The organism is Streptomyces sp. NPDC093094 (genome assembly GCF_044754345.1).
Lineage (GTDB): Bacteria > Actinomycetota > Actinomycetes > Streptomycetales > Streptomycetaceae > Streptomyces.
This window is the reverse complement of record NZ_JBIVOX010000013.1, coordinates 112207-134485: the sequence shown is the minus strand read 5'-3', so window position 1 is coordinate 134485 and position 22279 is coordinate 112207. Positions and strand designations below refer to the sequence as shown.

The 22279-nt window shown below is 72.0% G+C and carries 16 protein-coding genes; 9 read left to right on the top strand and 7 right to left on the bottom strand.

What is annotated here, in order from left to right:
* Positions 1-6 precede the first annotated feature (6 nt).
* The 3 genes from ACIQGV_RS27015 to ACIQGV_RS27005 form a co-directional block, all read right to left on the bottom strand.
* Positions 7-1632, bottom strand: a complete 1626-nt coding sequence (locus ACIQGV_RS27015; protein ID WP_402498514.1) for a cation acetate symporter — start codon at positions 1630-1632, stop codon at positions 7-9.
* Positions 1629-2030, bottom strand: coding sequence for a DUF485 domain-containing protein (locus ACIQGV_RS27010; RefSeq protein WP_402498512.1), 402 nt, complete (start codon positions 2028-2030; stop codon positions 1629-1631). Before ACIQGV_RS27010 ends, ACIQGV_RS27015 begins: the two co-directional genes overlap by 4 nt.
* Before the next feature lie 297 nt (positions 2031-2327).
* Positions 2328-3827, bottom strand: a complete 1500-nt coding sequence (locus ACIQGV_RS27005) for an MFS transporter (RefSeq protein ID WP_402498510.1) — start codon at positions 3825-3827, stop codon at positions 2328-2330.
* 430 nt (positions 3828-4257) lie between these two features.
* Here ACIQGV_RS27005 and ACIQGV_RS27000 point away from each other — a divergent pair, with 430 nt between their 5' ends.
* Positions 4258-5046 carry an ABC transporter ATP-binding protein gene (locus ACIQGV_RS27000; RefSeq protein ID WP_402498508.1) on the top strand — a complete coding sequence of 263 codons (789 nt, stop codon included), beginning with the start codon at positions 4258-4260 and terminating at the stop codon, positions 5044-5046.
* Positions 5043-7619, top strand: a complete 2577-nt coding sequence (locus ACIQGV_RS26995) for an ABC transporter permease (RefSeq protein ID WP_402498506.1) — start codon at positions 5043-5045, stop codon at positions 7617-7619. The genes ACIQGV_RS27000 and ACIQGV_RS26995 overlap by 4 nt, the downstream gene beginning before the upstream one ends.
* 141 nt (positions 7620-7760) lie before the next feature.
* On the opposite strand, the gene ACIQGV_RS26990 is transcribed toward ACIQGV_RS26995, so the two are convergent.
* On the bottom strand, positions 7761-8318 hold the full coding sequence (locus tag ACIQGV_RS26990) for a phospholipase A2 (protein ID WP_402498504.1): 558 nt from the start codon (positions 8316-8318) through the stop codon (positions 7761-7763).
* Positions 8319-8623: 305 nt separating this feature from the next.
* On the opposite strand from ACIQGV_RS26990, the gene ACIQGV_RS26985 reads away from it, so the two are divergent.
* Both ACIQGV_RS26985 and mfd read left to right on the top strand, forming a co-directional pair.
* Positions 8624-8971, top strand: coding sequence for a helix-turn-helix domain-containing protein (locus ACIQGV_RS26985; protein ID WP_402498502.1), 348 nt, complete (start codon positions 8624-8626; stop codon positions 8969-8971).
* 221 nt (positions 8972-9192) lie between these two features.
* Positions 9193-12726 (top strand): transcription-repair coupling factor, encoded by a 3534-nt coding sequence (gene mfd / locus ACIQGV_RS26980; RefSeq protein ID WP_402498500.1) that lies wholly within the window; start codon positions 9193-9195, stop codon positions 12724-12726.
* Positions 12727-12979: 253 nt separating this feature from the next.
* On the opposite strand, the gene ACIQGV_RS26975 is transcribed toward mfd, so the two are convergent.
* The gene (locus ACIQGV_RS26975) at positions 12980-13165 is read right to left on the bottom strand and encodes an antitoxin (protein WP_402498498.1); all 186 of its coding nucleotides are present in this window, start codon (positions 13163-13165) and stop codon (positions 12980-12982) included.
* A 155-nt stretch (positions 13166-13320) separates the two neighbouring features.
* On the opposite strand from ACIQGV_RS26975, the gene ACIQGV_RS26970 reads away from it, so the two are divergent.
* Entirely contained in the window at positions 13321-14031 is a 711-nt protein-coding gene (locus tag ACIQGV_RS26970; protein ID WP_402498496.1) for an HNH endonuclease family protein, read from the top strand.
* A gap of 188 nt (positions 14032-14219) precedes the next feature.
* Here ACIQGV_RS26970 and ACIQGV_RS26965 read toward each other — a convergent pair whose 3' ends face one another.
* Positions 14220-14999 carry a hypothetical protein gene (locus ACIQGV_RS26965; RefSeq protein ID WP_402498494.1) on the bottom strand — a complete coding sequence of 260 codons (780 nt, stop codon included), beginning with the start codon at positions 14997-14999 and terminating at the stop codon, positions 14220-14222.
* A 262-nt stretch (positions 15000-15261) separates the two neighbouring features.
* The gene (locus tag ACIQGV_RS26960; protein ID WP_402498493.1) at positions 15262-15945 is read right to left on the bottom strand and encodes a hypothetical protein; all 684 of its coding nucleotides are present in this window, start codon (positions 15943-15945) and stop codon (positions 15262-15264) included.
* A 220-nt stretch (positions 15946-16165) separates the two neighbouring features.
* Between ACIQGV_RS26960 and ACIQGV_RS26955 the strand changes: the two genes are divergently transcribed.
* The 4 genes from ACIQGV_RS26955 (at position 16166) to ACIQGV_RS26940 (ending at position 22075) form a co-directional block, all read left to right on the top strand.
* The gene (locus ACIQGV_RS26955) at positions 16166-18565 is read left to right on the top strand and encodes an N-6 DNA methylase (protein ID WP_402498710.1); all 2400 of its coding nucleotides are present in this window, start codon (positions 16166-16168) and stop codon (positions 18563-18565) included.
* Positions 18566-19025: 460 nt separating this feature from the next.
* Positions 19026-19730 carry a hypothetical protein gene (locus ACIQGV_RS26950; RefSeq protein ID WP_402498490.1) on the top strand — a complete coding sequence of 235 codons (705 nt, stop codon included), beginning with the start codon at positions 19026-19028 and terminating at the stop codon, positions 19728-19730.
* Positions 19727-21253 (top strand): protein kinase, encoded by a 1527-nt coding sequence (locus ACIQGV_RS26945; RefSeq protein WP_402498488.1) that lies wholly within the window; start codon positions 19727-19729, stop codon positions 21251-21253. Before ACIQGV_RS26950 ends, ACIQGV_RS26945 begins: the two co-directional genes overlap by 4 nt.
* A gap of 171 nt (positions 21254-21424) precedes the next feature.
* Positions 21425-22075, top strand: coding sequence for a SurA N-terminal domain-containing protein (locus ACIQGV_RS26940; RefSeq protein WP_402498486.1), 651 nt, complete (start codon positions 21425-21427; stop codon positions 22073-22075).
* Positions 22076-22279: the final 204 nt, after the last annotated feature.

Sequence of the window (22279 nt, the reverse complement as noted above, 5' to 3'; positions counted from 1 at the left end):
CCGTGGTCAGCGCTTTGGGGCCGTCCCCGTGCTCCTGACCGCGCCCGCCAGGATCCAGCCCTCCACGGCTTCGTACTGGCGGCGCTGCTGCGCGGCCTTCTCCCGGCCGGAGGCGATGGTGCCGAGCCAGCCGAGGGCGAAGCCGAGCGGGACGGTGACCAGTGCGGTGGTGGTGAAGGGGAAGAAGTTGAGGTCGGCCCCGGGGAAGGCGGAGTGGGGGGAGCCGGAGACGAGGTTGGTGCCGGGCATCAGCAGCAGGACGGAGAGGGTGCCGCCGATGAGGGTGCACAGCAGGCCCGTACGGGTGTAGCGGCGCCAGAAGAGGCCGTAGACGAGGGCGGGGGCCAGCGCGGAGGCGCCGACGCAGAAGGACAGCGTCACCAGCGGCTGGAGGCTGATGTGCTGGACGAGGGTCGCCAGCAGGATGGCGGGGACGCCGACGGCCAGTGCGGAGACACGGGCGAGGGCCATCTCGTGGCGGCCGGACATCTCGCGCGGGCGGGTGGCGAAGACGTCGTGGGCCAGGGAGTTGGCGCAGGCGAGGATCATCCCGGCGACCGAGGCGAGCAGCGTCAGGAAGACGGCGGTGGTGACGGTGGTGAACAGGAACGCCTCCGCGGTGGACACCTCGGCGCCGAACGCGGCCCGTGAGCCCAGCAGATAGGCGGAGTTGCCCTGCGGGTCGGCCTGCACGATCGCCGCGCGGCCGATCAGGGCCGTCGCCCCGATGCCGACGACGGTGATGACCAGCACGAACAGGGCGACGGTGGACACGGCCCAGGACATCGAGCGGCGCACCTGGCGGGCGCTGGAGGCGGTGTACATGCGCATGGTGACGTGCGGGAGGCAGGCGCCGCCGAGGACGATGGCCAGATGGCCGCTGATCATGTCGAGTTCGGGGTGGGGGCCGCCCGAGAACTGCAGGCCGGAGCCGAGGAAGGCGTCGCCGACCCCGCTGCGTGCGGCGGCGGCGTCGAACAGGGCGCCCGGGTCCCCGTCGAAACGGCCGAGGACCAGCGCGGCGACCACCGCGCCGGAGCCGAGCAGCATGACCATCTTCAGCATCTGGATCAGGGCGGTGCCCTTCATGCCGCCGATCGCCGCGTACGAGATCATCAGCGCGCCGACGCCGACGATGCAGCCGGTCTGCACCGACTCGCCGGAGAAGCCGAGGACGAAGGAGAGCAGCTGTCCGGTGCCCGCGAGCTGGACCAGCATCAGCGGCAGCAGCGCGGCCAGGGTGACCAGGCATGAGGTGATGCGCACCGAACGTCCGGGCATACGGCGGGCGAAGGCGTCTCCCATGGTGAACCGGCCCGCGTTGCGCAGGGGTTCGGCCAGCAGGAACATCAGCAGCATCAGTGACAGGGCGGTGCTCAGGGCCAGGACGATGCCGTCGTAGCCGTAGAGGGCGATGACGCCGCCGGTGCCGAGGACGGTCGCGGCGGAGATGTAGTCGCCGGCGATCGCGAGGCCGTTGCGCATGGGGGACAGGGAGTTGTAGCCGGTGTAGAACTCGTCGAGGTCGTCGCGGTCGGGGCCGGTCATCACGCACAGCAGCAGCGTGACGGTGGCGACGGCGGTGAACGCCATCAGGGACAGGGTCTGGGTGTCGTCGCTGAAGCCGCTCACCGGGCGGCCCCCCGCTTGGCGTCCAGCCGGGCCTGCTCGCGGATGCGGTCGGCGATCGGGTCGACGTGGTGGCGGGCGGTGTACTCGTACAGGGCGATCGCCAGCCAGGTGACGGGGAGCTGGACGAGGGCGAGGACCACTCCGGCGGGCATCCCGGCGATGGAGGTGCCGTTCATGAAGCCGGGGGCGAACGCCGACAGGACGAGGAAGAGGACGAAGTAGCCGAGTGCGGTGAGGGTGGCGGTGCGGCGCTGCCAGCGGTAGGCGCTGCGCAGGATCCGCAGGTCGCTGTGGCGTCCGAGGGGGGCGTACACCGGGGCGGGCGGTGTGGGCGGTTCGGGGGTCCGGCGGGGCTGCCAGGGGTAGGTGGGGTACGACGGGGGCGGGTCGTAGGACATCCCGGGGCTCCTTGCGCGGCTCGGGTCCGTGGCGGCGGACCGCAGGGAGGTGGGGGGCGCGGCCACGCACGTTACTCGTCGGAAACAAGATCCGCGCGGTTTTCGACAAACCGAGTGGTCGGTAATCGTTTACCTGTGTGACCTGCGGTGTTACCCCCGTTAACCCCGCGGTGTCACCCCCGTTGACTCGGACCCTTCCCGGGCTGCCCCGCCCTTCCCTCGTTCCGCCTCGTCCCGCCCTCCCTCGCGCCGCCCCGCCCTCCCCCGTGCCGTCCCCGTGCCTCCGTCCCGCGGTCGTCAGTCCGCGGGCAGGACGGGGAACCGCCTCGGTGCCACGCACAGCAGCACCAGGAACGCCAGCGCGGCCGCGCCCGCCGCGCCGAGGTAGACGGCGTGGACGGCGTCGGCGACCGCGTGCCGGGTGGCCTCGGCGGCGGGGCCCTCGCCGAGGGCGCGGGTGACGGAGTCGAGGTCGCCGGCCCCGCCGAGCCGGGCGGCGAGGACACCGTTGGCGACCGCGCCGAACACGGCGGCGCCCACGGTCTGCCCGGTCTGCCGGCAGAAGAGGATCGAGGCGGTGGCGGTGCCGCGCTCCGACCAGCCGACGGTGGACTGCACCCCGATGATCAGCGGGAGCTGGAAGAAGCCGAGGGCGGCGCCGAGCAGCAGCATCAGCAGGGCCGGCTGCCATGCCTCGCCCGGATACGGCAGGAAGGGGAAGGCGAACAGGATCAGCGCGGCCGTGCCGATGCCGAGCAGGGCCGTGTCGCGGAAGCCGATGCGCCGGTACAGATGCTGGCTGTGGGCGGCGGCGACGGGCCAGCTCAGCGTCCACACGCACAGCACGAACCCGGCCGCCACCGGCCCGAGGCCGAGCACCGACTGGGCGTACGTCGGCAGGAACACGGTGGGTGCGACCATGAGCAGCCCCAGCGCGCCCAGGGCGAGGTTGACCGCGGCGATGGTGCGCCGCCGCCACACCCAGCCGGGGATGATCGGCTCGGCGGCCCGTCGCTCGACCACCACGACCACGGCGGCCAGCACCAGTCCGGCGGAGAACAGCGCCACCGACGGCGCCGACAGCCACGGCCAGGCCACCCCGCCCTGTACCAGCGCGGTCAGCAGGACACCGCCGCACGCGAACACGGCGAGGGCGCCCGCCCAGTCGACCCGCGGGCGTGCCGCCTTCTCGCGCTGCGGCTCGTGCAGATGACGGACGATCAGCCACAGGGCGAGCGCGCCGACGGGCAGATTGACCAGGAAGATCCAGCGCCAGTCCGCCCAGGCGGCGAGGACGCCGCCGACGGCGGGTCCGGCCACGGCCGACAGCGCCCACACGGTGGAGAGCTTGGACTGGATCCTCGGGCGTTCCGCCAGCGGGTACAGGTCCGCGGCGAGCGTCTGCACGGTGCCCTGGAGCGCGCCGCCGCCCAGGCCCTGCACGACGCGGAAGGCGATGAGGGCGGCCATGTTCCAGGCGAGCGCGCACAGCAGGGAGCCGAGCAGGAACAGCACGGCCCCGGCGACGAGGACGGGTTTGCGGCCGAAGGTGTCGGAGAGCTTGCCGTAGACGGGCAGGGTGACGGTGACGGCGAGCAGATAGCCGGAGAACAGCCAGGAGAAGACGGAGAAGCCGCCGAGGTCGCCGACGATCTGCGGGACGGCGGTGGAGACGATCGTGGAGTCGAGGGCGGCCAGCGCCATCGCCAGCATGAGCGCGGCGACGACGGCTCCGCGCCGCTGCGGTACGGCGTTCCCGCGTGCGGCGCCTGTGGCCGCCGGTCTGGTGCTGTCCACGTCTCGTCCTCCCGGTCAGTTGATCGTTGCCCCTTGCACTCATCTGCTGCGGGACAGCTTCGCACTTGAGCCTGACGCGGTGTGAGGGTGCAGCCTGGGTGGGCCGCAGGGATGAGACGACCCCGAGGGTCTCTCCGCCCGGGGGCGGAGACCCTTAGGGGTATCTCCGTACTTCGGTCCGGGGAGGGTTCGTCCCGCCGGAGGACGAGACGGCCGGGTGCTCGTCCTTAACCTGAACTTACGCCGTCGGGGGCGGCCCACCGCAGGTCCGGGGGTGGGGTTTTCCCCCGGTGAAGACGGGGTCCGGCACCAGCGCGCCGGACCCGGTCCGAAGGCGAGACTCTTCGACGTAACCGCATCCCAGGCACGTTCCGTTCGACCCGCACGGGGAACCGCGCGACCGACCGCCGACCGACTTAGGAGACATACCGTGACATCGGCTGTGACCATTCCCAGGCACGGAAGCACTGGAGGGCGGACGGCCGTTGCCGCGCGGGCGCGGCAGGTCGTCAAGGCGTACGGGTCCGGCGAGACCCGCGTCGTCGCCCTGGACCATGTGGACGTGGACATCGCCCGCGGGCAGTTCACCGCGATCATGGGCCCCTCGGGGTCCGGCAAGTCCACGCTGATGCACTGCCTGGCCGGACTCGACACGGTGTCGAGCGGTCAGATCTACCTGGACGAGACCGAGATCACCGGCCTGAAGGACAAGAAGCTCACGCAGCTGCGCCGCGACCGGATCGGGTTCATCTTCCAGGCGTTCAACCTGCTGCCCACCCTGAACGCGCTCGAGAACATCACGCTGCCGATGGACATCGCCGGCCGCAGGCCGGACAAGGAGTGGCTGGACCGCGTGGTGGAGACCGTCGGCCTGGCCGGGCGGCTCAAGCACCGGCCGACCCAGCTCTCCGGCGGCCAGCAGCAGCGTGTGGCGGTGGCCCGGGCGCTCGCCGCCCGCCCCGAGATCATCTTCGGTGACGAGCCGACCGGAAACCTCGACTCGCGCGCCGGCGCCGAGGTCCTCGGCTTCCTGCGCCGCTCGGTCGACGAGCTGGGCCAGACCATCGTCATGGTCACCCACGACCCCGTCGCCGCCTCCTACGCCGACCGCGTGCTCTACCTCGCCGACGGCCGGATCGTCGACGAGATGCACAACCCCACCGCCGACCAGGTGCTGGACCGCATGAAGGACTTCGACGCCCGGGGGCGTACGTCATGACCGTGCTCAAGACCTCGATGCGCAACTTCTTCGCGCACAAGGGAAGAATGGCGCTGTCGGCCGTGGCGGTCCTGCTGTCGGTGGCGTTCGTGTGCGGCACGCTCGTGTTCACCGACACCATGAACACGACGTTCGACAAGCTGTTCCAGGCCACCTCCTCCGATGTCACCGTCAGCCCGAAGGACTCCTCGGACACCGGTGAGACCACCGCCGACAACGGCAAGCCGCCGGTGCTGCCGGCCTCCGTGGTGGAGAAGGTCCGTGACACCCGGGGCGTGAAGTCGGCGGAGGGGACCGTCTTCTCCACCTCGGTGACCGTCATCGACGCCGACAAGGACAACCTCTCGCCCTCCAGCGGCGCCCCGACCATCGTCGGCAGCTGGAGCGCGAACGAGGCCCGGACCATGAAGATCACCTCCGGTTCCGCGCCCCGGAGCGCGGACCAGGTGATGGTCGACGCCGACACCGCCGACAAGCACGACCTGAAGCTCGGCGACGAGCTCGGCGTCATCACGGCCGTCGGCACCCACCGGGCGAAGATCTCCGGCATCGCCGACTTCACCGTCACCAACCCCGGCGCCGCGATCTTCTACCTGGACACGAGGACCGCCCAGCGCACCCTGGTCGGCGAGGACGACGTCTTCACCAACATCAACGTCACCGCCGCGGCCGGCGTGAGCGACGACCGGCTGAAGAAGGACATCACCGCCTCCCTCGACGGCGGCTACAAGGTGCAGACGGCCAAGGAGGTCGCCGACGCCAACGCCGACGACGTCGGCGAGTTCATGAACGTCATCAAGTACGCCATGCTCGGCTTCGCCGGGATCGCGTTCCTGGTCGGCGTCTTCCTGATCATCAACACCTTCTCCATGCTGGTCGCCCAGCGCACCCGGGAGATCGGCCTGATGCGGGCCATCGGCTCCAGCCGCCGGCAGGTCAACCGGTCCGTGCTGGTGGAGGCGCTGCTGCTCGGTGTCGTCGGCTCGGTGCTCGGCGCCGGCGCGGGCGTGGGGCTCGCCATCGGGCTGATGAAGCTCATGGGCCTGATGGGCATGAACCTGTCCACCGACGATCTGACGGTCGCCTGGACGACCCCCGCGATCGGCCTGTTCCTCGGCATCGTCGTCACCGTCCTGGCCGCCTATCTGCCCGCCCGCCGCGCCGGGAAGATCTCGCCCATGGCCGCCCTGCGCGACTCCGGCGCCCCGTCCGACGCCAAGGCCGGGATCGTCCGCGCGGCGATCGGTCTGCTGCTGACCGGCGCCGGTGTGTACGCGCTGTACCTGGCCGCCTCCGCGGACACCGCCAAGGACGGCTCGCTGTGGCTGGGCGCGGGCATCGTGGCCACGCTGATCGGCTTCGTGGTGATCGGCCCGCTGCTCGCCGGCGTCGTCGTCCGGGTCCTCAGCGCCGTGCTGCTGCGGATGTTCGGGCCCGTCGGGCGGATGGCCGAGCGCAACGCGCTGCGCAACCCGCGCCGCACCGGTGCCACGGGCGCCGCGCTGATGATCGGCCTCGCGCTGGTGGCGTGTCTGTCGGTGGTGGGCTCCTCGATGGTCGCCTCCGCGACGGACGAGCTGGACAAGAGCGTCGGCACCGACTTCATCATCGGCAACGACAGGGGCCAGCTCCTCACCCCGCAGGCCGTGCAGGCCGTCAAGGACACACCGGGACTCGCGCACGTCACCGAGTACAGGTGGATGAACACCGACTTCCGCACCCCCGACGGCAAGACGCTGAAGGACGTCCAGTTCACCGCCGCCGACCCGACCTACGCCACGGACCTGCGCGTCGAGACCGTCCAGGGCAACCTGGCCGACGCCTACCGGCCCGACTCGATGTCCGTCCCCGAGGAGTTCGCGAAGGACCACGGCATCCGCGTCGGCTCCAGGATCGGCGTCTCCTTCGACGGCACCACCGCCCAGCTCACCGTCCGGGCCGTCACCAGCAGCGACGCCGTGATCGACGCGGGCTCCATGTACACCTCGATCAGCACGTTCGCCAAGTACGTGCCGGCCGAGAAGATGCCGCTCGACCAGCTGGTGTTCGCCGCGGCCGAGGACGGCCGGGAAGCCACCGCCTACAAGGCGCTCAAGGCGTCCCTGGAGGACTATCCGCAGTACCAGGTCCGCGACCAGACCGACTACAAGGAAGCCCTGAAGGACCAGATCGGCCAGCTGCTCAACATGATCTACGGCCTGCTGGCCCTGGCCATCGTCGTCGCGGTCCTCGGTGTCGTGAACACCCTCGCCCTGTCGGTGGTCGAGCGCACCCGGGAGATCGGCCTGATGCGGGCGATCGGCCTGTCGCGGCGCCAGCTGCGCCGGATGATCCGCCTGGAGTCGGTGGTCATCGCCCTCTTCGGTGCCCTGCTCGGCCTCGGCCTCGGCATGGGCTGGGGCGCGACGGCCCAGCAGCTGCTCGCCCTGGAGGGCCTGAAGGTCCTGGAGATCCCCTGGCCGACCATCACGGGCGTGTTCATCGGCTCGGCCTTCGTGGGACTGTTCGCCGCGCTGATCCCGGCGTTCCGGGCCGGCCGGATGAACGTGCTGAACGCGATCGGGACGGACTGATCGGGACGGACCGGTCGGGACGGATCAGGGGTTCCGGCGCGGTCCGGACGGCGGGGCGTGGCATCCGATGCCACGCCCCGCCGTCGTGTGCCCGCCCACCGTCACAGGTCCGGCCCGGGGCGGTGACCGGGCCGACGGGGGTCAGCCGAGGGCACGGACGGCGTTGTAGTACTTCTTGGCCGACCTGTAGCAGGCTTTCTTCAGCTTCTTGCGCTGGGCCGGCGTGTACGGGTCGGCCCAGAACCTCTTGCCGCAGACCCGGTTCAGGTCGCCGAGGAGGGCCTTGTCGATCCTGAGCTTGTGGTCCCGCCGGAAAGCGGCGTGGCCTGCGATCTTCTTGTAGTTCCGGTATCCGAAGTCGTGCCGGTAGCACGGGAATTTCAGGTCGTATCCGCCGGGGAGGGAGTTCGGGGATCCGGAGCAGTAGTCGGTCGACCAGTCGAACCGGTACTTGGTGATCGCCGGCTTGTGGTTCCGGTACTGCCCGAGAGCGGTGAACCAGGAGTTCTGGGAGGCTGCGGAATTCTTTGTGAGGGTCTTCAGCTTCGAGAGCCGCTGGGCCTTGCTGACGGCGGCTGTCGCTTGCGCCGAAACCGAAGTGCTCGACGAAGAGGAATCCGCGAGAGCGGGCGCTGATCCGGCGAGGAGGATGATTCCAGAAAGGGCGGCGACATGGGCGTGGCGTCGTACGGTCTTCAATTTCTTCCCTTCTCGGCGTGGGGTGGCGCAACGTTGGCACGGGTGCTGCGCCGCTGGCAATTGAAAGGAGGCAATTCTCGGCCGAAGGGAAGTGGAATTAAGAATTCCGAAGCTCTGGCCAGGGGTTATCTCGCAGAGATCTCGCCATGTCGGTCCTGCTATATGCAATGCGTGGGATGAGGGATGTGGAACGAAGCTCAGATCTTCCTCAAGTATCAGAACGGGAAGCCTTGCGGCGTCTACTCTCCCTGCTGCGTGATCGGCCAAGGACAGGCACGGACCGGGACGGGCAGACAGGAGCTGTGGTGGATCGGTACCGAAGAGGGGCGAACAATTCATCGCTGCGCGCCGAGAGGAAGCGGCCGGAATCCGTCGAGGAATCCCTGGGGAAGGCTGTCCGGATCCGGAGGGGCGAGGTCGGGATGACCCAGGTTCGGCTCGCCGAACTCTCCGGTATGACGCAGGCGGCTGTATCCCGGCTGGAGCGCGGGAAATGCATGCCGACGATTCCCTTATTGGAGAGAATCGCTGCGGCCTTCGGTTCCGCGCTGTTCGTGGTGATAGAACCGGGCCGCGGCGTGGCCGTCGGCTTCCGGGGTTCCCGTGAGGCGGAGAGGGACACCAGGGCCACGGCGGAGGCCGGGGCGAACTGAAGCCGTGCGCCGTGGGCTTCGTCCACAGGTCCGGCGGGCTTCGTCCACAGGTCCGCGTGGGCTTCGTCCACAGGTCCGGTGGGGAGAAGCGCTGCGTCGTACGCTGGACACCCCGGCCGTGACACGCGTCGGGCCCTTCGCGTTGCCCACCCCGGTCCCCGGTACGCGCCCCGCCCCTGCTCCGGGCGTACGTACCCCGGGCCCCGGACGGAAAGCCCCACATGAGCCTGCACGGTCTGCTCGACGCCGTCGTCAAGGACACCGCCCTCGCGGAAGCGATCACGGCGGCCGCGGACGGCAACCGCATGCACGTCGACCTCGTCGGCCCTCCGGCCACCCGCCCCTTCGCGGTCGCGGCGCTGGCCCGCGGATGCGGACGCACGGTCCTCGCGGTCACCGCCACCGGACGGGAGGCCGAGGACCTCGCGGCCGCCCTGCGCTCACTGCTGCCGCCCGACGGGGTCGTGGAGTACCCCTCCTGGGAGACGCTGCCGCACGAGCGGCTCAGCCCCCGCAGCGACACCGTCGGCCGCCGCCTCGCCGTACTGCGCCGCCTCGCCCACCCCCGGGCCGACGACCCCGAGACCGGCCCGGTCTCCGTCGTCGTGGCGCCGGTGCGGTCCGTGCTCCAGCCCCAGGTCAAGGGACTCGGCGACCTGGAGCCGGTCGCCCTGAGGTCCGGGCAGAGCGCCGACCTGAACGAGGTCGTCGCGGCCCTCGCGGCAGCCGCCTACGCGCGTGTCGAACTCGTCGAGAAGCGCGGCGAGTTCGCCGTACGGGGCGGCATCCTCGATGTGTTCCCGCCCACCGAGGAACACCCCCTGCGCATCGAGTTCTGGGGCGACGACGTCGAGGAGATCCGCTACTTCAAGGTCGCCGACCAGCGCTCCCTGGAGGTCGCCGGGCACGGGCTGTGGGCGCCGCCCTGCCGGGAGCTGCTGCTCACCGAGGACGTCCGCGCACGGGCGCGCGCCCTGGCCGAGGAACACCCCGAGCTGGGCGAACTGCTCGGCAAGATCGCCGAGGGCATCGCGGTGGAGGGCATGGAGTCCCTCGCGCCCGTCCTGGTCGACGACATGGAACTGCTCGTCGACGTCCTGCCCGAGGGCGCCATGGCCGTCGTGTGCGACCCGGAGCGGGTCCGCACCCGCGCCGCGGACCTCGTGGCCACCAGCCAGGAGTTCCTCCAGGCGTCCTGGGCCGCGACCGCGGGCGGCGGCGAGGCGCCCATCGACGTCGGCGCGGCCTCCCTGTGGTCCATCGCGGACGTCCGCGACCGGGCGCGCGAGCTGGACATGATGTGGTGGTCGGTGTCGCCGTTCGCGGCGGACGCCGAGCTGGAGGCCGACACCCTCAAGCTCGGCATGCACGCCCCCGAGACCTACCGCGGCGACACCGCCAAGGCACTCGCCGACACCAAGGGCTGGCTCGCCGACGGCTGGCGCACCGTCTTCGTCACCGAGGGCCACGGACCGGCCTCCCGCACGGTCGAGGTGCTCGGGAGCGAGGGCGTCGCGGCCCGTCTGGAGGCGGACCTCGGCGAGATCGAGCCCTCCGTCGTGCATGTCTCCTGCGGCTCCATCGACTACGGCTTCGTCCACCCCGCGCTGAAGATCGCCGTCCTCACCGAGACCGACCTGTCCGGGCAGAAGGCCGCCGGCAAGGACGGCACCCGCATGCCCGCGCGGCGCCGCAAGACCATCGACCCGCTCACCCTGGAGCCGGGCGACCACATCGTCCACGAGCAGCACGGCGTCGGCCGCTACATCGAGATGGTCCAGCGCACCGTGCAGGGCGCCACCCGCGAGTACCTCGTCGTCGAGTACGCCCCCGCCAAGCGCGGCCAGCCCGGCGACCGGCTCTACATCCCCACCGACCAGCTGGAGCAGATCACCAAGTACGTCGGCGGCGAGGCGCCCACCCTGCACCGCCTCGGCGGCGCCGACTGGACCAAGACCAAGGCACGCGCCAAGAAGGCCGTCAAGGAGATCGCCGCCGACCTGATCAAGCTCTACAGCGCCCGTATGGCAGCCCCCGGCCACGCCTTCTCCGGCGACTCGCCCTGGCAGCGCGAACTGGAGGACGCCTTCCCCTACGCGGAGACGCCCGACCAGCTCACCACCATCGCCGAGGTCAAGGAGGACATGGAGAAGACGGTCCCGATGGACCGCCTGATCTGCGGCGACGTCGGCTACGGCAAGACCGAGATCGCGGTCCGGGCCGCCTTCAAGGCCGTCCAGGACGGCAAGCAGGTCGCCGTGCTGGTGCCGACCACGCTGCTGGTGCAGCAGCACTTCGGCACCTTCAGCGAGCGCTACGCGCAGTTCCCGGTCGGCGTGAAGGCGCTGTCCCGTTTCCAGACCGACACCGAGGCCAAGGCGGTCCTGGAGGGGCTGCGCGAGGGCTCCGTGGACGTCGTCATCGGCACCCACCGGCTGTTCTCCTCCGAGACCAGGTTCAAGGACCTCGGCCTGGTCATCGTCGACGAGGAGCAGCGCTTCGGCGTCGAGCACAAGGAGCAGCTGAAGAAGCTGCGCGCCAACGTCGACGTCCTGACGATGTCAGCGACCCCCATCCCGCGCACCCTCGAAATGGCCGTGACCGGCATCCGCGAGATGTCCACGATCACCACGCCCCCGGAGGAGCGGCACCCGGTACTGACCTTCGTCGGGCCGTACGAGGAACGGCAGATCGGCGCCGCGATCCGCCGTGAGCTGCTGCGCGAGGGCCAGGTCTTCTACATCCACAACCGTGTCGAGTCCATCGACCGCGCGGCGGCGAGACTGCGTGAGATCGTCCCCGAGGCGCGGATCGCGACCGCGCACGGCCAGATGTCCGAGCAGGCGCTGGAGCAGGTCGTCGTCGACTTCTGGGAGAAGAAGTTCGACGTGCTCGTCTCCACGACGATCGTCGAGTCCGGCATCGACATCTCCAACGCCAACACCCTGATCGTGGAGCGCGGCGACACCTTCGGCCTCTCCCAGCTGCACCAGCTGCGCGGCCGCGTCGGCCGTGGCCGCGAGCGCGGCTACGCCTACTTCCTCTACCCGCCGGAGAAGCCGCTGACGGAGACCGCCCACGAGCGGCTCGCCACCATCGCCCAGCACACGGAGATGGGTGCGGGCATGTACGTGGCGATGAAGGACCTGGAGATCCGCGGCGCGGGCAACCTCCTGGGCGGCGAGCAGTCCGGCCACATCGCGGGCGTCGGCTTCGACCTGTACGTCCGCATGGTCGGCGAGGCCGTCGCGGACTACCGGCGCCAGCTGGAGACCGGCGAGATCGAGGAGGAGCCGCCGCTGGAGGTCAAGATCGAGCTCCCGGTCGACGCGCACGTCCCCCACGACTACGCGCCCGGCGAGCGGCTGCGCCTCCAGGCGTACCGGGCCATCGCCTCCGCCAACTCGGAGGAGGACGTCAAGGCCGTGCGCGAGGAGCTCGTCGACCGCTACGGCAAGCTGCCCGAGCCGGTGGAGAACCTGCTGCTGGTGGCGGGGCTGCGGATGCTCGCGCGGGCGTGCGGGGTCGGTGAGATCGTCCTCCAGGGCACCAACATCCGCTTCGCGCCGGTGGAGCTGCGGGAGTCGCAGGAACTGCGGCTGAAGCGGCTGTACCCGGGCAGCGTCGTCAAGCCGGCGGTGCACCAGGTGCTGGTGCCGCGGCCCAAGACGGCGAAGGTGGGCGGGAAGCCGCTGGTCGGGCGGGAGCTGCTGGGCTGGGTCGGGGAGTTCCTGGCCTCGGTGCTGGGGTCGTAGACCTCAGGGGCCGTCCGGCGGTCCGGCCGTCCGTCCAGCGGTCCGGCCGTCCGTCCGGCGGTTCGGTGGTGAGGCGGTCCGGTGGTCCGGGCGTTCCGGGGCGGCCGCCGGAGTCGCCGGTCCGGAGGGGCGAGAGCGTCCGCCGGGGTTCCCGCCGGGGTTCCGGCGCGCATGTGAGGCCGTCCGTGGGGTGGTGGGGCACCGCGGACGGCCTCAGTTCTGCGGATGGTTCGTGTCGGGTCCTGGGGCGGGCCTACTGCTGGCCGGGCGTGTCGTCCTGATCCATGCCCATCCGGCGCTCGGCCTGCTGCTGTGCGGCGTCGACCTGGCTCTCGTACTTGCTGCCCGTCTTCTCGTTGACCCGCTGTTCGGCGGCGTCGGACATGTCCTTGGCCTTGTCGCGTGCCGCATGGCTCTTGAACCTGTCGAAGATGCCCATCCAGAGCTCCTTCCGAAGGTGACTCCATCTCGACCATACGCCCGAGTTGCGTGATATGTACAAGTTGAGAGCGTTATGGTCTGGACCTCTTCGCGGCTACGGTGGTGGACAGGTGCAGTCATGGACAGGTGCAGGCGCAAGGGGAGGGGCTCGCTGTGGCGCGTCGCAGGAACGGGGCCGTGGCCGCGGTGGCGGTGCTGCTCGCCGTCGCCGGCTGCACACAGGAGGGCACGGGTGCCTCCGGGGAGGCGAGCACCTCGGGAGGCGCCGCTCTCGCCGCCGTCGACTCACTGGCCGTCAAGGGGCGTGCGCCCCGCACCGGTTACGACCGCGACCGCTTCGGCAGCGCCTGGGCCGACACGGACTCCAACGACTGCGACACCCGCGACGACATCCTCCGCCGTGACCTGACCGATGTGGAACTGGGCGACGACGGCTGCCGGGTGACCTCCGGGACGCTCGGCCCCGACCCCTACACCGGCCAGGACATCGCCTTCGTGCGCGGCCGCAGCAAGGTGGACATCGACCACGTCGTCGCCCTGTCCGACGCCTGGCAGAAGGGCGCCGGGCAGTGGGCCCCCCGCAAGCGGATCGCCTTCGCCAACGACCCGCTCAACCTGCGCGCCGTCGACGCCGGCACCAACCGGGGCAAGGGGGACGGCGACGCCGCGACCTGGCTGCCGCCGAACAAGGCGTACCGGTGCGCCTACGTCGCCAACCAGGTCGCGGTGAAGCGCAAGTACGGGGTGTGGGTGACGGCCGCCGAGAAGGAGGCCATGAAGCAGGTGCTGGCCCGCTGCCCGCAGCAGCGGCTGCCCACCGGGGGCAGCCCCACGGAGGCGCCCGCGCGGTTCCACGCCGACTGAGCCGGCTGAACGGGCGGCAGCGGGTGAGCGGGGCCGGCGGCGGAGGGGCTCGCCGCCGGGGTGAGCGGGGCTGCCGGGAGATCCTGTTTCCCGGGTCCGGCCCGGCTGCCTACGGCGGCTGCTTCCCGGGCCGGTGGGTGTTCCGGGTGCTGCGGCTGCCCCGAGGGCATGGCGGGCGGGCGGCTGCGTCAGCCGAGGTCGTCGAGGTCCAGGATCTCGCCGGCCGGCTTCTTCGCCGCGACGGGCTTCTCGTAGTCGGCGAAGGTGAGGTCGACGGGCTCCTCGGCCGAGTCCGCGCTCAGACGCAGCACGTACGGCTCGCCCTCGGTGGCCACGTACAGCGTGGCGCGGTCCTGGCCGTCCTTCTCCCGGAGGGTCAGCGCCGGCGCGCCGTCGACGGTGGCGGCCTTGCCGCGGGTGGCCGCCGAGCTGCCCTCGTTCACGTCGCCGAGCAGGTTGTCGAGGTCGCAGAAGGCGGCGACGTCGGCGGCCTCCGAGCCCTTCACCACGGTCTTGGTCCATTTCCCCGCGAGCATGTCCACGGCCGCCTCGACGTCCTCCTTCGGCTCGCTCTCCATCTGGGCGCGCAGGAACGTCTCGTCGTAGCGCATGTACACGGTGTCGCCGGTCTTGATCAGGTCGGTCGTGCCGCCGTCCATGCCCAGCGTGCCGACGCAGTCGCCCTTCTTGTCCAGCGCCATGTCGATGTCGATGGCGCCGCCGCTCGCCGTGTCCTGCACCGCGCCCTTCACCCGCAGCGAGCCCGCGCCCGTGGTCGCCTCGAACGCCTTGTCGACGATCTCGCCGCCGGTCAGCCCGGGAAAGGGCTCCTTCGGCTTTGCCGGGGCGGTGGCGGAGGAGGCGGCGGAGGAGCCGGTCCCGCCGGCGTCCCCGCTGTCGGCGCAGCCGGTGAAGACGACGGCGGTCGTGGCGGCGAGACAGAGAGCGGCAACGGTGTTCAGACGCATGGAGGTTCCTCAGGGTGATGGCGGCGGGGACTGCGGGGACGGCGGGGACTGCGGGGACTGCGGGGACTGCGGTGTCCGTGGGGACGGCGGTGGCCGTGGGGCGCCGACGCCGGGGTGACGGCGCGGGGCGTGGCGGGCACGGCGGTGACACGGCGGCGTGACGGCGGGGACGGTGGTGCGGCGGGGTCGGGGGACGGGTGCCGGGGGGACGGGCCCCGTGGGCGGGGCGGCGCGTGGTCGCGGCGCCCCGCGCGAGGGCCGGTCAGGCCCTCTTCCAGTCCTGGCAGCCCGAGGTCTTGAAGTAGGCGTCCGAGGCGCTGATCGTCACGACCGCGGAGCCGGAGACGTTGTCGTTCGCGATGATCGAGTCGAGGGAGTGCTCGGCGTCCTTGGTCCGCTCCCAGTAGCACATGTCGTCCGTGTTGCCGGAGGACTTGTAGGTGCCCGGGGCGATGTCGACGCCGACCTTGAGCATGCCGCCGTCGCCGGCCATCTCCGCCTTCGGGGAACCGCCCTCGGCGTTCGGGGCGACGGTCTCCCAGTCGGAACAGCCGCTGGACGTGAACAGCTTGTCCGTGGGCTTGACCGTGACGTAGGCGGTGCCGGTGACGTTGTCGTTCGCCAGCAGGGAGTCGACCTCGCCGGAGGCGTCCTTGGCGCGCTCCCAGTAGCACATGCCGTCGGAGTTGCCGGTGCTGCGGTAGGTGCCGGGCTTGATGTCGCCGCCGACCTGGTAGTCGCCGTCGCCGCCGACAGTGGTGGACTTCTTCGTGGTGGCCTTGCCGGTGTCCTTCTCGCCGCCGGACTTGCGGTCGGCCGACGCCGAAGAGCCCTTGCCGCTGCCGGAGGAGTTGCTGCCGGGGTTGTCGCCGGCGTTCGCCGACACGGCGGCGATGACGACGACGCCCACGACGGCACCCAGCGCGACCTTGCCCTTCATGCCCATGACTGTTCCCTCCCCTGACGGTGACTGGCCTCCTGTCGGACAGTCACTCGTTCGCTGGGTCAATAAGAGCATGCACTGTGAACCGAGTCAACACGGTTCACAGTGTTGAGTCGATACACATCCGTGAACTTGTGACTCTTGCGCATGGTCCGTGAATCGAGGGATCTTGCCCTCCTCGGTATGCTCGATGCCACAAAGGGGACGAGGGGAGCGGATGTCGGTGCAGGACAACGCGACAGAGGTGACGGCCGCCGGAATCGCCCGGCTCGCCGGCGTGGGCCGCGCCGCGGTGAGCAACTGGCGGCGTCGGCACACCGACTTCCCCAAGCCCGTCGGCGGCACCGAGGCCAGTCCCGCCTTCGCCCTTGCCGAGGTCGAGGCATGGCTGCGCCGCCAGGGCAAACTCGCCGAAGTGCCCCTGCGGGAGCGCGTCTGGCAGCAGCTGGCCGGTCACCCCGAGGGGCCGGTCGCCGCCCTCGCCCACGCCGGGTGCGTCCTGCTGCTCATCCATGACCGGCCGACGGTGTGGCTGGAGGTGAGCGCCGGGTCCGACGCGCGACTTGCCGCGATGCTGCCGGAGGCGCTGCGGCAGGTGCTGACGATGCGGTTCACCGACGGCGGGCGGGTCGGCGGCGGGCGGGTCGGCGGCGGGCAGGTCGGCGGGAGGTCGACGAGTGGTGGGCCGGGCGCCGGAGCGCGGCCCGGCGGCGTTCACGACGGTACGTCCGCCGTCACTCCTTCGGGTGTGAATGAGCCGGGTGCTGTGAACACCGAGGCCGCTGTTCACGGCGGCACGGGCTCGAACGGCAGCCCATCTGTGAACAGCCCGCTCGGCCCACAGAACGCGACCGCCATGAACACGCCTTCCGCGACGAGGGACGCGGCCGAGCCTGTGAACACTCCGTCCACGCGAGCCGCCGAGGCGGAAGTGCACGCCGCCCGCGAGGGCCACCGGCCCCCCGCCGTGAACGCTCGCCGGACCGTGAACAGCATCGGCGCCGTACACATCCCCACCGGGCCGGAGATCCTTCCCTCCGCCCCCCTGCTGCGCGGCGCGGCCGAACTGGCGGCGGAGCTGGGGGCCCGGCAGACCTTCGAGTTCCTGCTCGGCCGGCACCTCGACGCCAACCCGCGCCAGTACACCCTCACCCCCGCCGAACTCGCCCGCCTCATGGCCGGGCTCGCCGGCCCCGCCCGTACCGTCCTCGACCCGGCCTGCGGCACGGGCGCCCTGCTGCGTGCCGTCGAGACCCACCCGGACCAGGAGCTGTACGCCCGGGACAGCGCCCCCGAGCTGGCCGCGCTCACCATGCTCCGGCTCGCCCTGCACACCCGCGCCGACGTGCACGGCGCCATCGGTGACACCCTGCGCGCCGACGCCCGTCCCGAGCTGCGCGCCGACGCCGTCCTGTGCCACCCGCCGTTCAACGAGCGCAACTGGGGGCACGACGAGCTCGCCTACGACCCGCGCTGGGAGTACGGCTTCCCCGCCCGCACCGAGTCCGAGCTGGCCTGGGTCCAGCACGCGCTCGCCCGGCTCCGGGACGGCGGCACGGCCGTGCTGCTGATGCCGCCCGCCGCGGCCTCCCGCCGTTCAGGCCGCCGCATCCGGGCCGATCTGCTGCGCCGCGGGGCGCTGCGCGCGGTCGTCGCCCTGCCCGTGGGGGCCGCGCCGCCGTACAACATCCCGCTGCATCTGTGGGTGCTGCGGCGGCCCGGGCAGGCGCCCGCGCAGCCGGAGGTGCTGCTCGTGGACGCCGGGCAGTTCGCCGGCGAGGGGCGCGGCGGGCCCGACTGGCTCGCGGTGCAGGAGGCGGTGCTGGACGCCTGGCGTGCCTTCGATCGTGACGGCGGCGTCGAGGAGCGGCCCGGTGTGGCGCGCTGCGTGCCCGTCATCGAACTCCTCGACGACGACGTCGACCTCGCCCCCGCCCGCCATCTCCCGCCGCCCACGGCGGCCGACGGCGCGGAACAGCTCACGGCCGTGCGCGAGCGCCTCGGCGAGACCCTGCGTCTGACCACCGGCCTCACCCCCGCGCCGACCGGTGCCGACCGGCCTGTGCGCTGGCCGCTCACCACCGTCGGCGAACTCGCGCGCGGGGGAGCCCTGGTGATGCGCACGGGCGGAAACGGCGGCCACGCGCGCGTGCCCGTGCTCACCGACCACGACGTCCTGGCCGGGACGGCTCCCTCCGGCACGCTGCCCGCCAGCGAGGAGGAGGCCGTGCTGACCGAGCCCGGCGACGTGGTCGTGCCGGTGCTCGGCGGCGGTGCGGTGGTCCGCGTCGTCGACGACGTGACCCGGGGAGCCGCCCTGGGGCGCAACCTCGTCCTTCTGCGCCCCGACCCCGCGGCGCTCGACGCCTGGTTCCTCGCCGGCTTCCTGCGCGGCACCGCCAACAACCGCCAGGCCAGCAGTTACGCCTCCACCGCCACCCGTCTCGACGTACGGCGCCTGCAACTGCCGCGGCTCCCGCTCGACGAGCAGCGCCGCTACGGCGCGCGTTTCCGCGCGCTCGACGAGTTCGAACGGGCCCTCAGGCTCGCGAGCCGGCTCGGCGACCAGCTCGTGCGCGGGATGTACGACGGACTGACGGACGGCACGGTGACACCGGACTGACGGACGGCCGACGGACGACTGACGACTGACGGCCGACGACTGACGGCCGACGCCCGACTGACGGCCGTCGGACGGCACGGTGACGCCGGACCCGCGGACGGCACGGTGACGCCGGACTGAACGGCCCCGCGCACCTCGGGCGCCACACGTCTCCGGACACGTCTCCGGACACGTCTTAGTGAACGTCTCCGGAACCCCGGAGACGTGCCTCGTGGCGCAGGGCCGGCCCTCCCGCGGACGTGTCCCGCGGCGGAGGGCGTGCCTCCGGCGCACCCGCGCGTACCGCCCTCCGGCACCGCGCCGCCGTACGACGTGATCAGGTCGACAACGGTTCGGTACAACCCGGGACCGGTTGTCCTTGTCGGCCTATACGCTCGAAGCGACAATCACCCGACCGGCGTTGCCCGACGCCGGCCGGCCTCCCGCACACCCGCCCGGGCAACAGGCAACAGGAGCTGTCATGCATGGCCACGGCTACACGCAGCCGGTGAAGCAGCCGCCACCCACCGGGTGGCTGGTCTTCCTGCGCGTGCTGTTCGTGGTGATCTCGATCTTCAGTCTCGGCTTCCTCGCCTGGACGATGCTGCTGCGGCTGGCGATCGTCACGCGCAAGTCGCTCGACTGGGGCCTGTTCGTGGCCGTGCTGGCGACGGACATCCTGGCGATGGTGCTGCTGGGCACCGAGCCCGGCGAGGAGATCCACACGGCCGGCGGCTGGACCGGCCTGGCCCTGCTGCTGGGCACGCTCGTGATCGTGATCGCGTACTACCTCTCCGCCGACGTGCGCCACTTCCAGGAGCTGCGCTACGGCTCGTACGCCCCTCAGCCGGCGTACGGCTACCCGCACACGCCGGGGGTGTACACCTCCGGCACCGCCACCACCACCGCGCAGCACCCGCCGCTGACCCCGAGGCCGGGCACCCCCGTCCCCGGCTCCACCCCCGTCCCCGGCTCCACCCCCGTGCCGGGCACCCCCGTCCCGCCGAGCACCCCGCCCGCCGTGCCCGGTCCCGCGGCGGCCGCGCCTCCCGCGCACACCCCGCCGCCCCAGCGGCCCGGCGCGGGCCCGGCCCGTATCGACCAGGTGCGCGCGGAGCTCGACGAACTCAGCAACTACCTGCGCAACCACGACGGCCACGACGGCCGGCCCGAGGGCGGAAGATGACCGTGACGGCGGGACGTGTCGTCGCCGGCCGCTACCAGCTGGCCACCCTCATCGGGCAGGGCGGCATGGGCCAGGTCTGGACGGCGTACGACCAGAGGCTCGACCGGCGCGTGGCGGTGAAGCTGCTGCGCCCGGACAAGGTGGCGGGCCAGGAGGCCGACGAGCTGCGCCGCCGCTTCGTGCGCGAGTGCCGGGTGACCGCGCAGGTCGACCACCCCGGGCTGGTCACCGTGCACGACGCGGGCAGCGAGGGCGAGGAGCTGTTCCTCGTCATGCAGTACGTCGACGGGGCGGACCTGTCGGACCACCTCGCCGAGCACGACCCGTACCCGTGGCGGTGGACGGTGGCGGTGGCCGCGCAGCTGTGTGCCGTGCTGAGCGCCGTGCACGCCGTGCCGATCGTCCACCGCGACCTCAAGCCGCGCAACGTGATGGTGAAGCAGGACGGCACGGTCACCGTGCTCGACCTCGGTGTGGCCTCCGTCATCGACAGCGACACCACGCGTCTGACCCACACCGGCTCGCCCATCGGCTCGCCCGCCTACATGGCGCCGGAGCAGGCGATGGGCGGCGCGGTGGGCCCCTACACCGACCTGTACGCGCTCGGTGTGCTGATGCACGAACTGCTCAGCGGCGACGTGCCGTTCGCGGGTTCCACCGCGCTCGGCGTGCTGCACCGGCACCTCTACGAACCGCCCCTTCCGGTGCGCCGGCTGCGTCCCGAGGTCCCGCAGGCGCTGGAGGACCTCGTCCTGCGGCTGCTCGCCAAGGACCCCCAGCACCGGCCGGCCTCGGCCCAGGAGGTCTACGAGGAGCTGGCACCGCTGCTGCCCGCGCGCGGCACCCCTACGGGGGCTCCCCTCGATCCCACGCGCCCCTTCCTCCGTCCGCACGCTCCCTGGCCGGACCGGGCGCGCACCCCGGCACCCCAGCCCGCGCCGGTCACGCCCGTCGACGAGAAGCCCGACGTCGCCCGGGCCGTCGACGAGGTCAAGCGGCTGCTCGGCGAGGGCCGCATCACCCAGGCCGTCGACATCCTCGGCGCGATCCTGCCGGCCGCCGCGGAGCAGCACGGGGAGCACTCCCCGGTCGTGCGCACCCTGCGCAAGCAGTACGCGGCCACGCTCATGGACGACGGCCAGTACCGGCGCGCGCTGCCCGAGCTGCGCCGCCTCGCCGACGAACGCGCCGCCGAGGCGGGCCACGCCGACCCGCAGTCCCTGCGCTACCGCTACGACGCCGCGCAGTGCCTGGAGCAGCTCGGCGAACCGGCGGCCGCGCTCGCCGCGTACCGGGAGCTGCTGCCGTACTACGAGAACCAGTACGTCGCCGGAGACCCCGAGCTGGCCCACGACGTCCGCCGCCGCATCGGCCACCTGCTGCTCGCGCTCGGCGACCGGGCGGCCGCCCACGACACCCTCGTACGGCTGCTGCACGACGTGGAGCGGCTCCAGGGCCCCGGCCACCCGCTCGCGGCGGACATCCGCCGGACCCTGCAATGGCTCGGCCAGGTGCGCGGCTGAGGGACCCGGGTGCCCCACGGGACCCTCCCGTCCCGTCCGCACGTGTGCGCGGCGGTGCCCGAAGTCCCGGTGAATCGTTGGTCGAATGGGTTGGCCGGAGCTGCGCCGCTGCCTACCATCGATCATCGCAAGACTTTGTGCACCGTCGCACAATCTCCTCGGGAGGTTCCCTTGCACCGCCGCCGTCGCACCGCGCTCGTCCTCACCGCCGCGATCGCCGCCGCGGCTCCTGTCCTGACCGCCTGCGGAAACGACGCGCACCCCGGTGCGGCCGCCGTCGTCGGCGGCCAGCGGATCACCGTCTCCCAGCTGGAGAACCGTGTCGCGGAGGTCCGTGACGCCCAGCGCGCGGCGGTGGCGGACGAGACGCAGTACGCCCAGGTCGTCGCCAAGACGGGCACCCTCGCCCGCGACACGCTGCACGGCATGGTCCTCGACCAGGTGCTGCACCGTGCCGCCGAGGACGCGGGTGTGACCGTCAGCCGCAAGGAGATCCAGCAGATGCGCGCCGGTCTCGAACAGCAGGCGGGCGGTGCCGAGGCCCTGCGGACGGCGTGGCTGCAGCAGTACTCCGTCGCGCCGGAGCGCCTCGACGAGAACCTGCGCCTCCAGCTGGAGGCGCAGAAGCTCGCCGCGAAGCTCGGCACCGACACCAGCCAGCCCGCCTTCTGGAAGACCCTGTCCGACGCGTCCAGAAAGCTGGACGTCGAGCTCAACCCCCGCTACGGCGCCTGGGACGCGGAGCGGGTCGGACGCGCCGACGCGAAGACGCCGTGGGTGCGGGACGTCACGACGCCGCCGGCCCAGGAGCAGCCGGCGTGACGGTCCGGCTGTCCGCCGCGGCCCGGGCGGCAGCCCCCGCCGCGTCCCGGCGGCAGCCCCCGCCGCGTCCCGGCGGCAGCCCCCGCCGCGTCCCGGCGGCAGCCCGTCGCGGTCCCGGCGGCAGCCCGGCCGGCGCGTCGGCCCCAGGTCAGGCCGATCATGTGATGATCGGCCCCAGCCTGTGGACAACTCTCGCCGTCGGCT